At 38.9% G+C, this 1,276-nt stretch carries 1 protein-coding gene; it reads left to right on the top strand.

Features of this window, described 5'->3' with window-relative positions; translation table 11 throughout:
• Nucleotides 1–229 precede the first annotated feature (229 nt).
• Nucleotides 230–439 carry a hypothetical protein gene (locus C7E10_RS11915; RefSeq protein ID WP_105327534.1) on the top strand — a complete coding sequence of 70 codons (210 nt, stop codon included), beginning with the start codon at nt 230–232 and terminating at the stop codon, nt 437–439.
• Nucleotides 440–1,276 lie beyond the last annotated feature (837 nt).

The following is a 1,276-nucleotide window of genomic DNA, read 5'->3' as shown; positions in this document are numbered from 1 at the left end:
ATCGGGAACGTCCCGCCAGCAGAGCGCTACTTCCCGGCACTGCTGCTCAATGCTGCAATGTCTGCTGCCTGATACATTTAGAAATTCATCGATTTTGGTCTTGACAAACGTGCCACTATAGTTGGCCGGTTGCGTGACAGAAGAACAGAGAAAGAATCAGATACTACGGGCTTTACAATCCATTATCCAAAGAAAGGAACTCCTATCTTGCCAAGGTGGGTGAACGAGAATGAAAAAACTATATGATTATTTAAATCAAAATGTAGAACTAACTGATGTAAATGGAAAAATTTGGAAGGGGTATGTAGCTGATTATTATCCAGCTGGTGAAATTGAAGACGAGGAAGATGAATCTATTATTTTGGAATTTCCCGGAGTAAAGGATAGGTGCTATAGGTTCTATATAGAGGATATCAAATCAATAGAGAAAATTAATTAGGTCCCCTGCTTCGGCAACAGGCTTTTCTTATGCCTGATTGGACGTATGAAAGAGGCGCTAACAGTAATGTTAATAGGGGACAGGAGCGAACTATTGTATGTATTGATGCGCAGACTGAAATAGTACAACCAAAATGGGCCGCTGATTTACTGCTAGAAAAGTTGACCGCTATGGCAAAAAAACAAGTCGAAAGAAGGGAATGCCGTTAAGCATTCATTGTTTGTTTTATAACATTGTTTTCTTTGGTGAGCAATTGATAATTTTCCACTGTATTTTCATTGTAATACTATTTATTTGTAATAATTTAGCCGTGAGGCAGAAATCCCAATGGACCACTGCTTGCCATGTATTTGCAATCGCCCCCTTTATAGGTAACAACATGTCAAAGTTCATTATGCGGTAGATAAGTTTGGCAAGATATGGTCAGCAGAGTATAATGGGTAAAAATGATAGAACCTCACTAGGCTAAGTGCTTATGAGGAGAAATTGATTTGGCATATATTTGTGATGATCCTATATGTGACCCAGTATGCGATTTTTGCTGGTTTTGTGAGCACGATGAAAACGGAGTTCCTGTTTTTTGCAAAAAGGGCAAGGAGGACAATTTTGGTGAAGGCCTGGGGTATTGCGATGAATTTCGATGTGCATTACACGAGTCGAACCCTTTTAGCAAAGATGCCTCTAAAACAAAATAAGCGTATGTATTTTCCATGGTCAGTTGTAAAATGAACTTGAACAGTTAATCAAAAAATAAAAATCCATAGTGAAGCCTCATGCTAAAATGGTTTTGCGAGAAATCATCAACAAAGGAGCAATCACGATGGATCACATCCATTC

Source organism: Acidaminococcus hominis (assembly GCF_900291475.1).
In the GTDB taxonomy this organism is placed as follows: Bacteria; Bacillota; Negativicutes; order Acidaminococcales; family Acidaminococcaceae; genus Acidaminococcus; species Acidaminococcus hominis.
Note: the sequence above shows the minus strand (reverse complement) of the source record. Positions and strands in the feature narration are given on the sequence as shown.

Coding starts and splice junctions, on each gene's coding strand:
- C7E10_RS11915 (WP_105327534.1), top strand. CDS start 230: ATGAAAAAACTATATGATTATTTAAATCAAAATGTAGAACTAACTGAT.